The 18,410-nt window shown below is 67.4% G+C and carries 15 protein-coding genes; 1 reads left to right on the plus strand and 14 read right to left on the minus strand.

From position 1 onward, the window contains the following. Positions 1-398: 398 nt before the first annotated feature. The 12 genes from tyrS to argC all read right to left on the minus strand — a co-directional run bounded on the left by tyrS (position 399) and on the right by argC (position 13,810). Positions 399-1,715, minus strand: a complete 1,317-nt coding sequence (gene tyrS, locus ACMX2H_RS08010; protein ID WP_414959992.1) for a tyrosine--tRNA ligase — start codon at positions 1,713-1,715, stop codon at positions 399-401. Positions 1,716-1,719: 4 nt separating this feature from the next. Next, on the minus strand, positions 1,720-3,978 hold the full coding sequence (locus ACMX2H_RS08015; RefSeq protein WP_414959993.1) for a HelD family protein: 2,259 nt from the start codon (positions 3,976-3,978) through the stop codon (positions 1,720-1,722). A gap of 124 nt (positions 3,979-4,102) precedes the next feature. Continuing rightward, the gene (locus ACMX2H_RS08020; RefSeq protein WP_136784063.1) at positions 4,103-4,642 is read right to left on the minus strand and encodes an adenine phosphoribosyltransferase; all 540 of its coding nucleotides are present in this window, start codon (positions 4,640-4,642) and stop codon (positions 4,103-4,105) included. A 9-nt stretch (positions 4,643-4,651) separates the two neighbouring features. Then, the gene (locus ACMX2H_RS08025) at positions 4,652-5,281 is read right to left on the minus strand and encodes a DNA-3-methyladenine glycosylase (RefSeq protein WP_414959994.1); all 630 of its coding nucleotides are present in this window, start codon (positions 5,279-5,281) and stop codon (positions 4,652-4,654) included. Then, positions 5,281-6,270, minus strand: a complete 990-nt coding sequence (locus ACMX2H_RS08030; protein ID WP_414959995.1) for an SRPBCC domain-containing protein — start codon at positions 6,268-6,270, stop codon at positions 5,281-5,283. Before ACMX2H_RS08030 ends, ACMX2H_RS08025 begins: the two co-directional genes overlap by 1 nt. A 102-nt stretch (positions 6,271-6,372) precedes the next feature. After that, on the minus strand, positions 6,373-7,824 hold the full coding sequence (argH, locus tag ACMX2H_RS08035; protein WP_414959996.1) for an argininosuccinate lyase: 1,452 nt from the start codon (positions 7,822-7,824) through the stop codon (positions 6,373-6,375). Between the two features lie 119 nt (positions 7,825-7,943). Then, a complete protein-coding gene (locus ACMX2H_RS08040) occupies positions 7,944-8,459 on the minus strand; it encodes an arginine repressor (protein WP_414959997.1) in 516 nt (171 codons plus the stop codon). Between the two features lie 14 nt (positions 8,460-8,473). Next, complete coding sequence (gene argF, locus ACMX2H_RS08045; RefSeq protein ID WP_414959998.1) at positions 8,474-9,433, minus strand: ornithine carbamoyltransferase; 960 nt, start codon at positions 9,431-9,433, stop codon at positions 8,474-8,476. After that, complete coding sequence (locus ACMX2H_RS08050) at positions 9,433-10,716, minus strand: acetylornithine transaminase (RefSeq protein WP_414959999.1); 1,284 nt, start codon at positions 10,714-10,716, stop codon at positions 9,433-9,435. The genes argF and ACMX2H_RS08050 overlap by 1 nt, the downstream gene beginning before the upstream one ends. After that, positions 10,713-11,624, minus strand: coding sequence for an acetylglutamate kinase (gene argB, locus ACMX2H_RS08055; RefSeq protein ID WP_414960000.1), 912 nt, complete (start codon positions 11,622-11,624; stop codon positions 10,713-10,715). The genes ACMX2H_RS08050 and argB overlap by 4 nt, the downstream gene beginning before the upstream one ends. 6 nt (positions 11,625-11,630) lie before the next feature. Continuing rightward, positions 11,631-12,782 carry a bifunctional glutamate N-acetyltransferase/amino-acid acetyltransferase ArgJ gene (gene argJ / locus ACMX2H_RS08060; protein WP_414960001.1) on the minus strand — a complete coding sequence of 384 codons (1,152 nt, stop codon included), beginning with the start codon at positions 12,780-12,782 and terminating at the stop codon, positions 11,631-11,633. Continuing rightward, positions 12,779-13,810: an N-acetyl-gamma-glutamyl-phosphate reductase gene (gene argC, locus ACMX2H_RS08065; protein ID WP_414960002.1), complete on the minus strand. Its 1,032-nt coding sequence runs from the start codon at positions 13,808-13,810 to the stop codon at positions 12,779-12,781. The genes argJ and argC overlap by 4 nt, the downstream gene beginning before the upstream one ends. A 185-nt stretch (positions 13,811-13,995) precedes the next feature. On the opposite strand from argC, the gene ACMX2H_RS08070 reads away from it, so the two are divergent. After that, positions 13,996-14,961 carry a quinone oxidoreductase family protein gene (locus ACMX2H_RS08070; RefSeq protein WP_414960003.1) on the plus strand — a complete coding sequence of 322 codons (966 nt, stop codon included), beginning with the start codon at positions 13,996-13,998 and terminating at the stop codon, positions 14,959-14,961. A 108-nt stretch (positions 14,962-15,069) separates the two neighbouring features. Here ACMX2H_RS08070 and ACMX2H_RS08075 read toward each other — a convergent pair whose 3' ends face one another. After that, entirely contained in the window at positions 15,070-15,780 is a 711-nt protein-coding gene (locus ACMX2H_RS08075; protein WP_414960004.1) for a 4'-phosphopantetheinyl transferase family protein, read from the minus strand. 84 nt (positions 15,781-15,864) lie between these two features. Continuing rightward, positions 15,865-18,408, minus strand: a complete 2,544-nt coding sequence (pheT, locus tag ACMX2H_RS08080) for a phenylalanine--tRNA ligase subunit beta (protein ID WP_414960005.1) — start codon at positions 18,406-18,408, stop codon at positions 15,865-15,867. Between the last annotated feature and the right edge of the window lie 2 nt (positions 18,409-18,410).

The raw sequence follows: 18,410 nt of genomic DNA on the forward strand, positions 1-18,410 counted from the left end.
AACGAGTACTTCACCAAAAGAATTTCTTTTGAAATTCACTTTGCTTTTTCTTCGCTGCGATGTTTCTACTTTATTTCATTCTTTTTCTTTCTGTCAAATCGGCGTTTCCGCTTCATTTACTTAGAAAAAGCATGATCCCAGCGAAAAAGTTCAGCTAATCCGCCTGCACACTGGGCGCATGACCAACCGCTGTCGTTTTATCGAAGGGGTTTTGTCGCGTTCCGGCCGGCTGTTTCACAACCCGCGGCGGCGACTCAGAAAACATTACACGGAGCCGGCACTACCCGCAAATCGCTGGAGGGTGATGCCCGCCACCGATGCGAAAGGGCCCGCCGTTGACCTCCCATGAGGAGGAAAACGGCGGGCCCTTCGAATGAGCTGTATGCCGAGCGGTCAGGTCAGCCGGACACTTCCACCATCGCGAGGGTCCGCTTACCGCGGCGCAGCAACAGGTACTTGCCGTGCAGCAACTGATCTGTTCCAACAACGGTGTCCGGGTCCGTGATTTTTTGGTTGTTCACGTACGCGCCGCCCTCGGCCACGGTCCGGCGGGCCGCCGAATTGCTGGCGGCAAGCCCGGACTGGACCAACAACTCGATGATCCCGGTCGTTTCCGGGCCGGCAACGGCGCTGGGCAGCTCGGCCGTGGCGGCAACCAAGGTCGACTCGTCCAGCTCGGCCAACTCTCCCTGGCCAAACAATGCCGACGATGCGGCGATCACCTTGTCCGTCGCAGCTGTTCCATGCACCAGAGACGTGACTTCGTAGGCCAACGTCCGCTGGGCTTCACGGGCATGCGGCCGCTCTGCCACGGCTCGCTCGAGCCCTTCGATTTCCTCCCGCGAACGGAAGGTGAAGACCTTCAGCCGCTGGACCACGTCGGCGTCGGCGGTGTTGAGCCAGAACTGGTACATGGCATAGGGGCTGCACATCTCCGCGTCCAGCCAGATGGCGTTGCCTTCGCTCTTACCAAACTTGGTTCCATCCGAGTTGGTGATCAATGGCGTGCCGATTGCGTGGACAGCGCTGCCCTCGACTTTGCGGATCAGTTCGATGCCGCTGGTCAGGTTTCCCCACTGGTCCGATCCGCCGGTCTGCAAGATGCAGCCGTACTGCCGAAACAGTTCAAGGTAGTCCATGCCCTGCAGGATCTGGTAACTGAATTCCGCGTAGCTGATGCCCTCGTCGGAGTTGAGCCGGGAAGCAACGATGTCCTTCTTGACCATGGTGCCGACGCGGTAGTGCTTTCCGATATCGCGCAGGAAGTCCAGCACGCTCATCGGCTCGGTCCAGTCCAGGTTGTTGACCATCCGCGCGGCGTTATCGCCGTCGAAATCAAGGAAGCGCTGGACCTGTCCCTTTAGCCGGTCCACCCATTCGGCGACCGTTTCCTTGGTGTTCATGGTGCGCTCGGCGGTAGGCCGGGGGTCGCCCACCAGCCCGGTGGAGCCGCCCACGAGTCCCAGGGGCTTGTGCCCGGCCAACTGCAGCCGGCGCATGGTGAGCAGTTGGACCAGGTTGCCTAGGTGCAGGCTTGGCGCCGTCGGGTCGAAACCGCAGTAATACGTCACCGGGTCCCCCGCCAGCAGTTTCTCCAGTTCAGCCTCGTCGGTTGAAACGTGGACAAGTCCGCGCCACTTCAGTTCCTGCCAGACGTTGGCGAAACCAGGGTCGTTGCGTTGGGAAGCGAGAAACGTATTATTCACGGATTCCAAAATATCAGCCTTCAATTCCCTCGGGGACCTCGCCCTCGGCCAGCAGCCTCAGCCGCTGCGTGGGACGGGTCATGGCCACGTAGAGGTCGCCGACGCGTCCGCCGGTCCGGTGCAGCAGTTCGCCGGGTTCGAGCACCACCACGGCGTCGAACTCAAGTCCCTTGGCCTCCTGCGGGCCAAGTACGCTGATGTCCTGCTCCAGGCCACCGGCTCCGCCGCCTACCCGCTGGGCGTAGACCGCGGCCATCGCGCTTCGGACCTCAGGCAGCTGATGGTCTGCTGCGATGACCGCCAGCAGTCCCCCATTGGCAGCGTCGAGTTCCTCGGGCATGACCTCCAGCAGATGTTCGATCATGCGGCCGGCCGGCACCCGGTCCACGATCGGCTGCCAGCGGCCATCGCGAACGGCTTTGGGAGCCGATACAACCTGGCCGGCGGCGTTCGCCATCCGGACCGCTGCCTGTGCAATCTGCGATGGCGTGCGGTAGTTCACGGTCAGTTCTTCAAGCTGCCACCGTTTGCCCGCGAACGGTTCAAGTGCCTGCTGCCACGATTCCGCGCCGGCCCCGGAACTGGTTTGCGCAATATCGCCAACCACGGTGAACGACTTAAGCGGGCAGCGGCGCATCAGCAGGCGCCACTGCATGGCAGACAGCTCCTGCGCCTCGTCGACAACGATGTGACCGAAGGCCCAGGTGCGGTCGCCGGCGGCACGCTCGGCGGCGGTGAGACGGTTTTGCTGCGTTTGGTTGTAGCCCGCCAGATCCTCGGCGCTGACCAAACCATTGATGCCGATGTCACGCAGCGACTGGTCGACATTGCGCAGTGACTGCTCCGCATTGGCGATGTCGCGTGCGCGGTCAGCGTCCTGCTGGGCCCTGTCACGCCCCGCCGAGGCGTCCATCTCGCCGAGCAGTTCGGCGGCTTCGTCGAGCAGCGGGACATCCGCTTCGGTCCAGGGCGCATCCGCGGCGCGCAGGAGCACGTTGCGTTCCGCTTCGGTCAGGTCCGGGGCGGCCGCCTCCAAATGGGCCGGCTTGCTGAGCAATTCGCCGATCAGCTTCTCCGGGGTCAACGGCATCCAGGCCAGGTTCAGTGCCACCCGGACATCGCGCGACGTCCGCACGTCTTCTGCCAGGTAGGCACGGTCCGCGTTGTTGCCCGCCCCCGAGGACGCTTCCAAGGCTTCGCGCAGCTGGTCGGTCAGCTCGCGCAGCAGGATCTTCACGAAGGTCACCCGGGCGGCGTTGTGGGGTTTGCCGGTGGCCCGCGCGCGGTCGCGTGCCCGTGCCACCTGGCGCGGGGTCAAGGTCAAGATGGTGCCCTCGACGTTGAGCTTGCGGGGCTCCGCTGGCAGCCGCTGGCGGTTCGCCACCGCGTTGGCCACGACGTCGGCCATGGACAACCGGCCCTTGATCTCAGCCACAGCAGGGTTGGTTTCCGGCACCGCCCGGACTCCGGGCATCAGCCCGCCGAGCGTTGACATAACGACGCCGGTTTCACCCAGCGAGGGCAGCACACGCTCGATGTACTTCATGAAGGAGTTGGACGGGCCCACCAGCAGCACGCCGGCGGACTTCAGCCGTTCGCGGTGCGAATACAGCAGGTACGCGGCACGGTGCAGGGCCACGGCGGTCTTGCCCGTTCCGGGGCCGCCCTGGACCACCAGGATCCCCGGCATCGGGGCCCTGATGATGCGGTCCTGTTCGGCCTGGATTGTTCCGACGATGTCGGACATGGCACCGGTGCGCTTGGAGTTGAGTGCTGCCAGCAAGGCGCCTTCGCCTTGCAGCGACTCGCCGTCGGTCAGCATGGTCGAATCGAGCACGTCGTCTTCGATGCCCTTGACCTGATGTCCTTGCAGGATCAGATGCCGGCGCCGCCTTACGCCCAGCCGCTCGAAGGCAGTGGCCTGGTAAAACGCTCCGGCCTCGGGGGCACGCCAGTCCACCATCAGCTGCTGCAGGTCCGCGGTGCTGAGCCCGATCCGGCCGATGTAGCGCCGGTCGCCGTCGTCCAGATCGAGGCGGCCGAACACCAGGCGGTCGTCAACAGCATTGAGCTGGGCCAGACGGTCCTCGTACATGGTGGCGAACGCATCGCGTTCGGAAATATTCTGCATGCTGCCCACCGCGCCGCTGCCGCGGACCCGGGCCAGTTGCTCCTGCTTCTCGGCGCGCAGTTCTTCCAGCCGGAGGTACAGCCCGGCGACATAGGCGCGTTCGTGTTCAAGCTCGGCGTGGGCCGAAAGCGATTCTGGCATCTGTGTTATCCCTCCCCAAAAGGCCGACCGTCCATTCTACTACCGGCACGGTGGATTTTCCTGAGAGCAGAACGACGGCGGGGCAGACGGCCACCGGTCCGTCTAGCCCGGCCGGATTCATGAGCTATTCGCGCACCAACGAACGGATCCGGTGTCCCGCCAAAGCAGCCCTGCCGCGCAGTGCCGAAAGCTCGAGGACCACGCCGAACCCGGCCACCTGGACTCCGGCCCGTTCGAACAGGCGGCAGGCGGCACCGAGGGTTCCGCCGGTCGCCAGCACGTCGTCCAGGATCAGCACCCGCGACCCGGGCAGCAGGTCGTCGGCGTGGATTTCCAGCGTGGCCGACCCGTACTCCAGCGCGTAGTCCTCGGAGATCGTCTTCCGCGGCAGCTTGCCCTTCTTGCGCACCGTGATGACACCCGTGCCGGAAGCGTAGGCCGCGGCGGCCGACAGCAGGAAGCCGCGGGCCTCCACCCCCGCCACGGCATCGAACTGGCCTTGGAACGGGTCGATCAAAGCGTGCACCACTGCATGCAAGGCTTCCCCGTCGGCGAATACAGGAGTCAGGTCGCGGAAGACGATGCCGGGCTGAGGATAGTCCCGGACCGTTTCCGAAAGACGGTTGACCAAGGTTTCAACTGATTCGCGAGGGCGTTCATTCACCCATCCACCCTACCCGCTGCCGGCACGGCGCCGCGGTTTCGCGGCACGGTACGGCGAGACCGTCGGGTCGCCTTCCAGCCAGAAGCGCCACGGATAGGCATCGGTGCCGCCCTCCCCGCTGACGCCCACCCGCGGCCCGGTCCGAACATGCTGATGCGATGCCTGGACCGCCGGCCGGGTCAGCGCCAGTTCCCCGGTTGCGAAGGCTCGGCCGTTGTCGCCCAACTCCAGCCCCAGGGCCACGGCCAGCCGGGCCGGCCCCCGTGCCAGCTCCGCATCATGTTTCGCCGAGGCGCGCCGGCTGCGGGCCAGGTCCAGGCCTTCGATGACTTCGCCCGCGCGGAGCAAGGCGCCGGTGGCCTGGCCTTCGTGGCCGCACACGACATTCACGCAATGGTGCATCCCATAGGTGAAGTAGACATAGATATGTCCCGGCGGGCCGAACATCACCTTGTTGCGGTTGGTCTGGCCGCCGAAGGCATGCGACCCCGGATCGTGTTCCCCCATGTAGGCCTCGACCTCGGTGAGGCGCACCGTAACGGTCCCGTCCGCCGTCGTATGCGCTAATCGGGCACCGAGCAGCCCCGGAGCCACCTCCACGGCAGGCCGGGCCAGCCAGTGCAGCAGGGCTGCATCCACTAGGCGGGTTGCAGGCGCTGATAGAAACGGGCCAAGGCTTCGCGCCGGTGCGCCGAGTCATGTACCTGCCCGCCGCCCAGCACGGTGGCCAGTGCGTCCAGCCGCATGTGCCAGCCGGCCATCAGGCCGCCTGCCAGGGTTTCCCGGTCGACGTTGTGGACCAAGGTCAGGCGGGTCTTGCCCTCTTCTGGTTCCAGCATCCAGTGCACCGTGCCGGTGCCCTCCGGATCGGACCAGGTGTAGTCGAGCCGGCTGCCGGCCAGCACGTACTGCACGTCTCCGCTGACGGTTTGTCCCGGCAGGTTGAATTCGACGGCGCCGCCGGCCTGCAGCTCTACCCGGCCGGGTCCGAGCCAGGCCGCGAGCAGCTCCGGCTCGGTCAGGGCCGCCCACACACGGTCCGGGCCGGCATCGAGCAGCCGTTCGAAGCGCAGGCAGGTATGCCCGGAGTCGCTCTCCACGGTGCCCATCGAATGCGAGAGCTGGTACTGACGGGAATATGCCTCCCGTAGCGGGGTCCACCGGTCGGTTTCCCAATCCGGCCGGCGCCCGGCGGCCACTTCGGCCAGCGCATCCAGAATGGTCTGCCAGCCGGCGCTGCCTTCGGTCAGGAACTCGGGCCCCTCGGCGCGGGACCGGAACTGCAGCAACGTCCCCCCGTCGCTTTCCAGGACCCGCCACTCAATCACCGACTCCTGTCCGAGCTCGTCCTCCCAGCTGATCTGCAGGCTGCGCGGCGGGTTCAGCTGCAGCACCGTGCCGCTGGAGATGCCTCCGCCCAGAATCAGCTCATAGGTGCGGCCCAGCTCCCAGTCGGCGTTCAGCGTGCCCAGCCATTTGGCGACGTTGTCTTTTTCTGCCAGCAGGCTCCAGATGTAGCTGTGCGGGTAGTCGAGTTGGCGGTCGAAGGCCAAGACGTAGTCCCCGTCAACCCGCTCAATCCGGCCCTCCGGAACCAGTTTTTCCTCGTCCTGGCTCAGCGTCGACATGCTCGCTCCCTCGCTCCGTGGCAATGCCTCCATCGCTTCACAAACTACCGCAGAGACATTTGCTACCGGTTGGTAACTTATCTTCCCGATGGTCCGTGCAGGCTATCGGCGGCTGCCCTCGGCGTACTCCCGCGCGCTGTCCAGTCCGGCCTGCAGCGCCTCGATTTGGTCTGCCACCGCGCTCGGGGCTGTGCCGCCCTGCGAACTGCGGCTGGCCAGCGAACCTTCGACGGTCAGCACCTCACGCACCCGGGGAGTCAGCTGCGGCGAAATTGCGGCAAACTCTTCGTCCGTCAGATCCCAGAGTTCGACGCCGCGGCTTTCGGCCTGCTTGACGGCGGCACCGGAGAGTTCGTGCGCTTCGCGGAACGGCACGCCTTGCCGGACCAGCCATTCGGCAATGTCCGTGGCCAGCGCAAAGCCCTGCGGGGCGAGGGCTTCCAGCCGCGCGGTGTTGAAGACCAGGGTCTCGATCATGCCGGCGACGGCGGGCAGCAGTAGCTCCAGGGTGTCTGCGGCATCGAAGACCGGATCCTTGTCTTCCTGCAGATCGCGGTTGTAGGCCAGCGGCAGGCCCTTGAGCGTGGCCAGCAATCCGGTCAGGTCGCCGATCAGGCGGCCTGCTTTGCCGCGGGCCAACTCCGCCACGTCCGGATTCTTCTTCTGCGGCATGATCGACGAGCCCGTGGAGTAGGCGTCGTCCAGGGTCACAAAGGAGAATTCCTTGGTGGCCCAAAGAATGACTTCCTCGGAGATCCGCGAGAGGTCCACGCCGATCATGGCCGCTACCCAGCTGAATTCGGCGAAGACATCGCGCGAGGCGGTCCCGTCGATCGAGTTCCAGACAGCGGAGTCGAAGCCGAGGTCGGCGGCGACGGCGTTGGGGTCCAGCCCCAGCGAGGAACCGGCCAGGGCGCCGGATCCGTACGGCGAGACGGCCGCCCGCTTGTCCCAGTCGGCCAGCCGCTGCACATCGCGCAGCAGCGCCCAGGCATGGGCCAGCAGATGATGCGACAGCAGCACCGGCTGGGCGTGCTGAAGGTGGGTGCGCCCGGGCATCGCGACGTCCGGATACCGGCGGGCCTGCGCGAGGAGCGCGTCGACAGTGGCCAGCACTCCCCCGGCAATGATCCGTGCATGGTCGCGCAGGTACATCCTGCCCAGGGTGGCAATCTGATCGTTACGCGAACGCCCGGCGCGGAGCTTGCCGCCCAACTGGGTGCCGGCCCGTTCGATCAGTCCGCGCTCCAGCGAGCCGTGGACGTCTTCGTCCGACTCGGCCGCCACGTACGCGCCGGAGCGAACATCGTCGTCGAGTTGGCCCAAGGCAGCGAGCATGCCCTCCAGTTCGGCGTCGTCCAGCAACCCCGCCTTGTGCAGCACTTTGGCGTGGGCGCGCGACCCGGCGATGTCGTAGTGCGCCAGACGCCAGTCAAAGTGCGTCGACTTGCTCAACGCGGCCAGTGCGTCGGCCGGGCCCCCGGCGAAACGGCCGCCCCAGAGGGCACCTTCATTGGTGTGCCCGGCTGCGCTGGTGTTCGGTTCCTGCGTCACGTTGTCTTCCCTTTCCGCCAGGTCGCCCTGGTGACGGTTCCCCGCGCTGCCGTATCGGCCGGCGGGGATGGCCAGCCATCTGAGGCGGCGGCCCTTGCTTGAGTTTTAGGTTATGGCGTTCAGGCGTTGCGCGACGAGTCGTCGGCGAACTGCAGGAACCGCGCCGCGAGAGCCGCTCCACCGGACGGATCGCGGGTGACCAACAGGACCGTGTCGTCTCCCGCGATGGTGCCCAGGACCGAGGGCATGACCGAATGGTCGATGGCCAGCGCGAGGAAGTTGGCTGCCCCGGGCGGCGTGCGCAGCACCACCAGGTTGGCGGAGGCTTCGGCCGTCACCAGCAGATCGGCACAAAGCCGTGCCAGCCGGGCGTCCAGGATCTCCTGGGTGACACCGCTCTGCGGCGCGCGTTCACCGCCCTCGCTGGGCACCGCGTAGATCAGGCCGCCGTCCTGTCCGCGCACCCGCACGGCACCCAGTTCCACCAGGTCGCGTGACAGCGTGGCCTGGGTGACCTGCACCCCTTCGTCGCCCAGCCGGGCCGCCAGTTCGGCCTGCGAGCGCACCGACTCCCCGGTGAGGATCGCGGTGATCTTGGCCTGGCGGGCGGTCTTGGTGGCCGGCATCGTGTTCATGGCTTGCTCTGCCATCAGGCCGTGGCCAGCGGCGCCAGCGCCGACTTGTCCATCAGCCAGGCCATCAAGGCCTTCTGCGCGTGCAACCGGTTCTCTGCTTCGTCCCACACCACCGACTGCGGACCGTCGATGACGTCGCCGGAGATCTCGTAGCCGCGGTAGGCCGGCAGGCAGTGCAGCACGATGGCATCGTCGGCAGCCAGCTTCAAGGCGGCCTGGTCCACCGCGTAGTCCTTGAACAGCTCCAGTCGTTGCGCCTTCTCGTCTTCCTGACCCATCGAGACCCAGGTGTCGGTGGCGATCACATCGGCCCCAGCCAGCGCCTGCGCCGGATCCGTGGTGATCTGGACGGAGCCGCCGGTTTCCGCGGCCCTGGCTTCGGCCTCGGCCACCACGGAGTCCGCCGGCAGGTAGCCTTCCGGCCCGCCGATCCGCACATGCATGCCCGCGGTCACACCGGCGAGCAGGTAGGAGTTGGCCATGTTGTTGGCGGCATCGCCCAGGTAGGCCATGGTAAGCCCGGCCAGTTTGCCCTTGTGCTCCTGAACCGTCAGCAGGTCCGCCAGCAGCTGGCAGGGGTGGTAATCGTCGGACAGCGAGTTGATCACCGGCACTTTCGAAAGGGCCGCCATCTCCTCCAAGCCGGAGTGGGCGTACGTCCGCCAGACCACCGTGGAGACCATCCGCTCCATCACCTTGATGGTGTCGGAGACGGACTCCTTGTGCCCCAGCTGCGATTCGCCGGGGTTGATGATCAGCGGGACACCGCCCAAATCCGAAATTCCGCTGGCGAATGACACCCGGGTGCGCGTCGAGGTCTTGTCGAAGATGACGGCCACGGTCTTCCGGCCGGCCCCGTCGCCGGCGAACGGCTGGTACCGGTACGGGAACTGCTTCATCTCAGCGGCCAGCTGCAGCACCTCGGCCTGCTCGGCCGGGCTGAGGTCTGTGTCCTTGAGGAAATGGCGGGTCATCAGGCGTCCTTGCTGGTGGCGGCGGTGCGGGCGGCCGCGGTGGTCAGGATGTGGGGCAGTGCGGCGGTGAACCGGTCGGCCTGCTCGGCGGTCAGGATCAGCGGCGGGGCCAGCCGCAGCGTGCGCGGGCCTGGGCTGTTGATGATGAAGCCGGCGTCCAGCGCCGCCTCGACGGCGGCGGCGGCAATGTCCGCGTCCAGGTCGAAGCCGATCAGCAGGCCCTCGCCACGGACTTCCACGACGTGCTCGATGCCGGCCAGCTGCTCGCGCAGCTTGTCTCCGAGGGCGGAGACGTGGGCCAGCAGTCCGCGTGACTCGATGGCGTGGAGCGTGGCCAGCCCGGCCGCCGTGGCCACCGGGTTGCCGCCGAACGTGGTGCCATGCTGGCCTGCGGTCAAGAGGCCCGAGGTCTCCGCGCCGAACGTCAGCAGCGCGCCGACAGGAAGTCCGCTGCCCAGGCCCTTGGCCAGGGTGATGGCGTCGGGGACAATCCGTTCGCCGCCGGCCACCTGGCCTTGGTACGCGAACCAGTTGCCGGTCCGGCCCACGCCGGACTGTACCTCGTCCAGGATCAGCAGTGCACCGGCCGCCGTGGTGGCTTCCCGGGCGGCTTTCAGGTACCCCGCCGGCAACGGCCGGACGCCCACCTCGCCCTGGATCGGTTCCAGCACGACGGCGGCGACCGTCTCGTCGACGGCTGCGCGCAGTGCGTCCTCATCGCCGAAGGGAAGGTGGACCACGCCGCCCGGCATCGGTTCGAAGGGTTCGCGGTAGGCCTGCTTGGCTGTCAGCGCCAGCGCGCCCATGGTGCGGCCGTGGAAGGCGCCTTCCAGGGCAATGATCTTGGTCCGCGTTGGACTGGAGTTGCGCCGGGCAAGCTTGAACGCCGCTTCGTTGGCTTCGGTGCCGGAGTTGGCGAAGAATACTTTGGAGCCGCCGGGAGCGCCGGCCAGCTCCAGCAAGCGCTCGGCCAGCGCAATCTGTGCCGGGCTGGTGAAGAAGTTGGAGACATGGCCGAGGGTGGACAACTGGTTGGCCACGATCCCGGTCAGGAACTCGTCGGCGTGGCCCAGCGCGTTCACCGCGATTCCGCCGAGCAGGTCCAGGTATTCCCGGCCGTCGGCATCCCAGACGGTGCAGCCCTTGCCGCGCACCAGCACGCGCTGCGGGGTGCCGAAGACGCCCATCAGCGATTCGCGGTACTTCTCCAGCAATTGCTTGCTGTCCAGGCCCTCCAGTCCGGCCAAGCCGGCGGCGGTGGAGGTTGTATGGGTCGTGTTCATGATGCGTCTCCGTCCGGAACAATCTGGGTGCCGATTCCGGCTGCGGTAAAGATTTCCAGCAGGATGGAGTGCGGCATCCTGCCGTCCACGACGGCGGCGCGCTCTACTCCCCCGTCGACCGCCTTCAGGCACGCTTCCATCTTGGGGATCATGCCGGACTGCAGTCCGGGCAGCAGTTCGCGCAGTTCCGCGGCCGTCAGTGACGATATCAGCGAGGACTTGTCCGGCCAGTTCGCGTATAGCCCTTCGACGTCGGTGAGGATGACCAGCCGCGAGGCGTGCAGCGCGTCAGCGACCGCGGCGGCGGCGGTATCCGCATTGACGTTGAGCACCTGGTTGGTGCCCTCGCCGTCGCCGCCGATCTCCGGCGCCACGGTGGAAATCACCGGGATTCGGCCGGCGTCGAGCAGATCCAGGATCGCGGAGGGATTGACGCCGACCACTTCGCCGACCAGGCCGAGATCGACCTCCTCGCCGTCCACTACGGTGCCGGTGCGGACCGCCTGCAGCAGCCCGCCGTCTTCACCCGACAGCCCCACCGCATACGGCCCGTGCGAATTAATCAGCCCGACCAGTTCACGGCCCACCTGTCCGGTGAGCACCATGCGCACCACGTCCATGGCTTCAGGCGTGGTGACCCGTAATCCGCCTTTAAACTCGGATTCGATCCCGAGCCGGGAGAGCATGGCATTAATCTGCGGTCCACCGCCGTGGACCACCACTGGTTTGATGCCTGCGTGGTGGAGGAAGACGATGTCCTCCGCAAAGGCCTGACGCAGATCGTCGTTGACCATGGCGTTGCCGCCGTACTTGATCACCATGGTGGTACCGGCGAACCGCTGGATCCACGGCAGCGCCTCGATCAGGGTGGCAGCTTTGTCCTGCGCCATCAGCATTGTGTTCTTCATCGGTCCTCAGCTGGAGTAGGCGGAGTTCTCATGCACGTACTCGTGCGTGAGGTCGTTGGTCCAGATGGTCGCGGTCTCGCTGCCGGCCTGCAGGTCGATCACCACGGTCACGTCGCGGCCGCTCAGGTCCACCAGTTCTCGAGACTCGCCCACACCGCCGTTGCGGCAAACCTGCACACCGTTCATGCTGACGTTCAGCTGGTCCGGTTCGAAGACGGCATCGGTGGTGCCCACCGCGGAGAGCACCCGGCCCCAGTTCGGGTCGTTGCCGAAAATGGCGGTCTTGAACAAGTTGGAGCGGGCCACCGTCCGGCTGACCGTTTCTGCGTCGCGTTCGGAGGCTGCGTTGATTGTGCTGACGGCAATGTCGTGGCTGGCACCCTCGGCATCGGTGATCAGCTGCCGGGCCAGGTCGGCACAGACCCCGGTCAGGGCAGCGGTGAAGTCTTCCACCCCGGGGACCACGCCGGAGGCCCCGGAAGACAGCAGCACTACGGTGTCGTTGGTGGACATGCAGCCGTCCGAGTCGGTCCGGTCGAAGGTCACGCGGGTGGCCTCGCGCAGCGCCGACTGAAGCTGCCCCGGCGCCAGCTCGGCATCGGTGGTGATGACCACCAGCATGGTGGCCAGACCCGGAGCCAGCATGCCGGCGCCCTTGGCCATACCGCCGATGCTGTAGCCGTCGCCGGCGAACAGTGCCTGCTTCGACACGGTGTCGGTGGTCATGATCGCAGCTGCCGCGTCGGCGCCGCCGTCGTCGGCCAATGCGGCTGCGGCCGCTTCAACGCCGGGCAGCAGCTTGTCCATCGGCAGCTGCTCGCCGATCAGTCCGGTGGAGCAGACCACGACGTCGCCGGCGGAGATGCCGAGCAGGTCTGCCGTTTTCTCCGCGGTGGCGTGGGTGTTCTGGAAGCCCTCGGCACCGGTGCAGGCATTCGCACCGCCGGAATTGAGCACGACGGCGTCGACCCGGCCATCGCTGACCACTTGCCGCGACCAGTGCACCGGAGCGGCAGCCACCCGGTTGGAGGTGAAGACTGCTGCCGCCGCCCCCTGTGGTCCGTCGTTGACCACCAGGGCGACGTCCGGCTTGCCGGAGGCTTTCAGGCCGGCGGTGGCGGCGGCGGCGCGGAATCCTTTGGCTGCGGTTACGCTCACGGTGCAATCCCCTGCTGGGTCAGGCCCGCGGTCTCGTCCAGACCGAGGGCAATGTTCATGGACTGGATGGCGCCGCCGGCTGTTCCCTTGGTGAGGTTGTCGATGGCGCAGGTGGCCACAACGCGGCCGGCGTGCTCGTCGAAGGCCAACTGCAGGACGGCGTGGTTGCTGCCCTGGACGGACTTGGTGTGCGGCCACTGGCCCTCGGGCAGCACATGCACGAAGGGCTCATCGGCGTAGGCAGACTCCCAGGCCGCCCGCAATTGTCCGCTGTCGGTGCCCGGCTTGACCCGCGCGGTGGCCGTGGTCAGGATGCCGCGGCTCATCGGCGCCAAGGTGGGGGTAAAGGAGATGGTGACCGATCCGCCGGCGGCCGCCGACAGTCCCTGTTCAATTTCCGGGGTGTGGCGGTGGCCGCCGCCGACGCCGTAGGGGCTCATGCCGCCCATGACCTCCGAGCCGATCAGGTTCACCTTGGCGGATTTGCCCGCACCGGAGGTGCCGGAGGCGGCAACAATCACCACATCTTCCGGCGCCAGCAGGCCGGCGGCAAAGCCCGGGGTCAGGGCCAGCAACGAACTGGTGGGATAGCAGCCGGGGACAGCGATCCGGCGGGCGCCCCGCAGCTTGTCCCGGTGGCCGGGAAGTTCCGGAAGGCCGTAGGGCCAGCTGCCGGCATGGGCCGAACCGTAGAACTTCTCCCAGGCCAGCGGGTCGACCAGGCGGTGGTCCGCACCGGCGTCCACCACCAGCGTGTCCTCCGGCAGCGCGGCGGCGATCTCCGCACTGGCACCGTGCGGAAGCGCCAGGAACACCACGTCGTGCCCGGCCAGATTCTCCACCGTGGTGTCCACCAAGACCCTGTCCGCCAGCGAATGCAGGTGCGGCTGCAGTCCACCCAGTCGCGAGCCGGCGTTGCTGTGCGCGGTAATCGCCCCTATCGAGACGTCGGGATGGCCAGCCAGCAGGCGGAGAACCTCGCCGCCCGCGTAACCGCTGGCACCGGACACCGCAACCTTAATTGTCATGGGATCCAGCATACAGCAAAAGTATTCACAACACAGGATAATTATGCAGCGGGCTCTGCTTGGAGGTCACGCCCTCGAAGCAGGGTTGCGCGCGGGAGAGCCCCTACGATGGATGGGAGGCGGCCGGCCTGTGTCCAGTCTAGCTGCCGACAACGACTTCCCCAGAGTGTTAAGGAGACCCCCAGATGGCCAAGGCAATCGTGGCTGCCGCTCCCGGCGGGCCGGAAGTTCTACAACTGCAGGACGTCGACATTCCGCAGCCGGGCCCGGGCGAACTGCTGGTGAAGGTGGCCGCGGCCGGCGTGAACTTCATTGACACCTACGAGCGCAGCGGGGTGTACAACGTCCGGTTCCCGTACACCCCCGGCGGCGAGGCTGCGGGAACGGTGGAAGCCGTCGGCGATGGCGTCGAGGATTTCAGGGCTGGAGACCGCGTGGCCTTCGCCGAAGGCGCGCGCACGTATGCCCAGTACACGGTGGTTTCCGCCGAGGCCGCGCTTCCGGTGCCCGACGGGGTGGACGACGACGTTGCGGCTGCCATCCCGTTGCAGGGCATGACCGCCCACTACCTGGTCAGCTCCAGTTTCAAGGTCCAGCCGGGCCAGACGGTGCTCACCCATGCCGGTGCCGGCGGCGTGGGCCTGATCCTGACGCAGTTGCTCAAGGCCAAGGGAGCCCGGGTGATCACCACGGTCTCCACCGACGAAAAGGCAGAACTGGCCCGCGGCGCCGGCGCGGACGAAGTCTTGCGCTACGACGGCTTTGACCGGCAGGTCCGGGACCTGACCGGCGGCGCCGGCGTCGACGTGGTCTACGACGGCGTCGGCAAGGACACCTTCGACGGATCGCTGGCCAGCCTGCGGACCCGCGGCATGCTGGTGCTCTTCGGCGGCGCGTCCGGCCAGGTCCCGCCGTTCGACCTGCAGCGGCTCAACCAGGGCGGCTCGCTCTTCGTCACCCGGCCCAAGCTCAAGGACCATTTGCTCACGCCGCAGGAACGGCGCTGGCGCTCCAGCGAATTGTTCGACGCCGTATTGTCCGGCCAGCTGGCCCTCCGCGTGGGCCGGAAATACCCGCTGGCCGAGGCCGCGCAGGCCCACGAAGACCTGCAGGCGCGCCGCACCACCGGAAAGCTGCTGCTCATTCCGTAGGTCGCTCAACGCGCAGAATCATGCCGGTCCCTCCCGGCGTGGTCCTGCGCGTCCGGCCCTCCTCAGGCTCCGGCCGGACGGGGCTGGACGAGTCGCTGCCGCAGCTGTTCAGCCGTCGACTACCGCGATGTCCCGGTAGGTGATCTTCGGGTCGGCGGTTCCGCCGACGGCCAGTGCGGCGGCCAGTCCCGGCGGGACTGCTGCGCCAGCGTCAGTCAGGGAAAGGTCCAGCAGTTGCAGGCCGGGGCGGTCCCCTGCTTCGCCGGGCCAGCTGGACAGCTGCGGTTCGCCGTCGGCGCCGGCAACGCCAATCGTGTCCGGTGCCAGCCGCAGCCCGTGGCCGGTGGACTTCAGCACGGCTTCTTTCCTGGTCCACAGTTGCGCCCTCAGCCGGCGCGGATCGGCAGCCTGTTCTACCAGCGGCCGCTCGGAGGCGGTGAGCATGACGGCGTCGATATTGTCCTCGGGCCGGAATGCGTCATCCCCTGCATCCTCGATGTCCACCCCGAGCAGCACCGGGCGGAAGGACAGCGCGGCCAGCAGCCACCGTCCCGACCGTGCGTAGCTCAGGCGGGCGGCCGCCGGAGCGCCGTCCAGCAGCAGTTGCGGCTGGCCATGCCGGCCATCATTGCCCCGCTGGCAGTTGCGGCAGTCAAACGACAGCTTCATCCGATCGGCGTCGACGTTCAGTTCCTGTGCCGCCAGCAGGCGGATGGCTTCGCGGGTGCGCGTGCGGATGCTGGGACGCCGGTCCGGCTCGCCGACAGCCGCTAACCCGTTCTGCAACTGCACCAACTGCAGTATCACCTGGGCCTTCATGCGTTCCTTTTCCCTTTCCCCCACGACGGCGGGGCCCACCTGGGTCGGTGGGCCCCGCCGTCGTTATTCACTTCAGTCAGCCGGTCACCGCTGGACGGCGCCACAGCGGGCGGCGGCCAGTTCCACGGCCTGTGCCCGCGCTGCGGATGCCTCGTCAGCGGTCAGCGTGCGGTCGTCGGCGCGGAACCGCAGCCCGAAGGCCAGCGATTTTTTGCCGGGTTCGATGCCGCTGCCGGAGTACACGTCGAACAGCGCGATGTCCTCCAGCAGTTCACCGGCGCCTTCCCGCAGCGCCTCGCGGACCGCTTCGGCCGGAACGGACGAGTCCACCACCAGCGCCACGTCCTGGGTGGAGAGCGGGAAGGTGGACAGCGGCTTGGCCACGATCACGTCCGCGGCTGCCTCGAAGAGAGCCTCGCCGTTCAGTTCCATGGCGGCGGTACGCGCCGGCAGGTCCAGGTCTGCCAGCAGCTTCGGATGCAGTTCGCCGGCGTAGCCGACCACCTCGCCGGTGCGCAGCGAGAGCTGGGCGGTGCGGCCCGGGTGGAAGGCCTGGTGTTCGCCCTGCGCGACGACAAGCTCGATGCCGAGGATGTCACCGACGGTCAGCGCGGCATCCACCGCATCAGACCACTCCCAGGCGCGCGGGGTGAACCCGGCGCCGGGTGCAGCCTCATGCCCGGTCAGGACCGCTCCCACGTGCCAGGGCTGGTCAGGGATGCCGGCGTACAGCTCCTCGAGCACGTCCTCCGCGGGCTTGACGCCCAGCGGCGGCAGCACTTCAGACCCGAGCTGGTCGCCGGGCAGGAAGACCAGCCCGCCTTCGTACAACGCCAGATCGCGGAAACCGCGGGAGTGGTTGCGGCGGGCGGTCTCCAGCAGCCCGGGGAGCAGGCTGGTGCGCAGGTAGCCGAATTCGGCCGAGATCGGGTTCGCCAGCTTCAGCGCCGCGACCCCGGACCCGCCCCGGGGTGCACCGAAGGTGCTGTTCTGCTCCAGGGAGACGAACGGGTAGCTGAGCACCTCGGTCAGGCCCGCGTCGGCCAGCGACTGCAGCACGCGGCGGCGCTGCTGCTGGCCGCGGGTGAGGCCGCGGCCGGGCGGAGCCACCGGCAGGGTGGCCGGAATCCTGTCGTAACCCACCAGCCGGGCGATCTCCTCGACCAGATCTTCCTTGATGGCCAGGTCGGGGCGCCAGCTCGGCGCCGTGACGCGCAGGCCGCCGTCGTACTGTTCGAAGGACGCGCCAATTCCGGTCAGGGCCGTTTCGATCTGCACGGTGCTGTATTCCACGCCGATCAGCCGGGAGGCGAAGCCCTCGGGCAGGTCGATCACGACCGGCAACGGGCGGGATCCGGCATCCGTGGTCGTGGGGTCGGCGGTGCCGCCGGCGAGTTGCACCAGCAGGTCCACGGCGCGCTGCGCCGCTTCATCGGCCACTTCCCAGTCCACGCCGCGCTCATTGCGCTTGGATGCTTCCGACGGCAGCTTGTGCCGACGGCGGGTGCGGCCCATGGAGACGTCGTCGAAGTGCGCGGATTCGATGAGCACGTTGGTGGTGCCGTCCCCGACCTCTGTTTCGGCGCCACCCATCACACCGGCCAGGCCGATGGCCCCGCGGTCATCGGTGATCAGCAGGTCCTCGGTGGAGAGCTTGCGCTCCTTGCCGTCCAGCGTCACCAGGGTCTCCCCGGGATTGGCCCGGCGGACCACGATGGGCCCCTGAAGCTTGTCCACGTCGTAGAAGTGCAGGGGCTGGCCCAGCTCCAGCATCACGTAGTTGGAGATGTCCACCACCAGCGAGATGGAGCGCATGCCCGCGAGGCGCAGCCGCGAGGCCATCCACTGCGGGGTCGGGCGCGAGGGATCAACGCCCCGCACCGCACGGGCCACGAACCGGTCGCAGCCGGGCTTGCCGTAGACCGGGGCCCGGTCTTCGAGCCGGACGGGGTAGCCCTCGCCGCTCGCGTCCGCAACCTCGATCTGGGCAGCCGGATCGGTGAAGGAGGTACCGGTGGCGAGTGCGTATTCGCGGGCCACGCCGCGGATGGAGAAGCAGTAGCCGCGGTCGGGGGTCACGTTGATCTCGGCGGCCTCGTCGGTCAGGCCGAGCAGTTCCATCGCGTCGGTTCCGATTTCCGGGTCGAGGCCAAGCCGGGAGAGCACGATGATGCCGTCGTGGTCGTCGCCGATGCCGAGCTCGCGGGCTGAAGCGATCATCCCGGCGGAGGTGTGCCCGTAGGTCTTGCGCGGGGTGATCCGGAAGTCTCCGGGCAGGACGGCGCCGGGCAGTGTCACCACGACTTTGTCACCGGCCTCGAAGTTGTGGGCGCCGCAGACAATGCCCTGCACGCCGGACGGGTCGATTCCGTCGCCGGTGAGCGGCTGTGCGGCGCCCTCCGGCACCACGCGGACGTGGCACCAGTTGATGGTCTTGCCGTTGGTCTGCGGTTCCTTGACCACATCGAGGACCTGACCCACCACGATCGGTCCGGAAATCGAGTCGGACGGACGGTGCACGTCCTCTTCTTCGAGGCCGACCTTCACGAGGTCGGCCATGACGTCCTCGGCGGTGGCGTCAACCGGAACCTGCGCGTATTCGCGCAGCCAGGAAAGGGGAATACGCATAG

It is taken from the genome of Arthrobacter sulfonylureivorans (genome assembly GCF_047607445.1).
Classification (GTDB): Bacteria; Actinomycetota; Actinomycetes; order Actinomycetales; family Micrococcaceae; genus Crystallibacter; species Crystallibacter sulfonylureivorans_A.